We start from the raw sequence: 786 nt of genomic DNA, 5'->3' as shown, positions 1-786 counted from the left end.
CCGCGTTCTTTGTCCGACGACGCCTCGCGCATTCAGGCGACGGAGAGATCGGTGCCGCTGATCTATTGGCGTCCCGGATGTATCTTCTGCCTGCGGTTGCGGGTAGCGCTGTTGCTGCGCGGAAAGAAAGCCGTGTGGATGAATATCCGCAAGGATCCGGCAGGAGTGGGGCCTGCGGAACGACCATTCAACGCTGCGGCCGCGCGGGTTAGGTCGGTCAACGACGGAAACGAGACCGTCCCGACGGTCTTCGTGGGCTCCGAACACCGCACCAACCCGAATCCGTCGTGGGTGCTCGCGCAATTCGTGTGACGTTGGCCCACACGTAACGTTGTCCATACCTGGCCGACTGCGGGGCCGCCCACACTGAGGACCGTGCGAGTAGCCATCGTTGCGGAATCGTTCTTGCCCAACATGAACGGCGTCACCCACTCGGTGATCCGTGTCCTCGAACACCTCGACAAGACGGGGCACGACGCCATCGTCATCGCCCCGGACAATCCGTCCGGCCCCAGAGCTGCGACGTGGCACGACGACGTTCCGGTGCACCGGGTGCCGTCGCTCATGGTCCCCAAGGTCAGTTCGCTGCCCGTCGGTGTTCCGGGCCTCGGCATGGTCTCGGCGATGCGTGCCTTCGCCCCCGACGTCGTGCATCTGGCGTCACCGTTCCTGCTCGGAGCGGGCGGTCTCGCCGCCGCCAACCGGCTGGACGTGCCCGCGGTCGCCGTCTACCAGACCGACGTCGCAGGTTTCGCCGCCAGCTACGGCCTGGGCCTCACCCTCCAA

2 protein-coding genes are annotated in these 786 nt (G+C 65.9%); both read left to right on the top strand.

Going from position 1 to position 786, the window contains the following annotated elements; translation table 11 throughout:
* The coding region (locus tag RHBS_RS28205) for a glutaredoxin domain-containing protein (protein ID WP_128646949.1) at positions 1 to 312 on the top strand (312 nt) is incomplete at its 5' end.
* 63 nt (positions 313 to 375) lie between these two features.
* Positions 376 to 786 (top strand): glycosyltransferase (locus RHBS_RS28200; RefSeq protein WP_187298684.1); only part of this gene is annotated, 411 nt, incomplete at its 3' end.

The sequence above is a fragment of the Rhodococcus sp. BS-15 genome (assembly GCF_000813105.1).
Taxonomy (GTDB): Bacteria; Actinomycetota; Actinomycetes; order Mycobacteriales; family Mycobacteriaceae; genus Rhodococcoides.
Note: the sequence above shows the minus strand (reverse complement) of the source record. Positions and strands in the feature narration are given on the sequence as shown.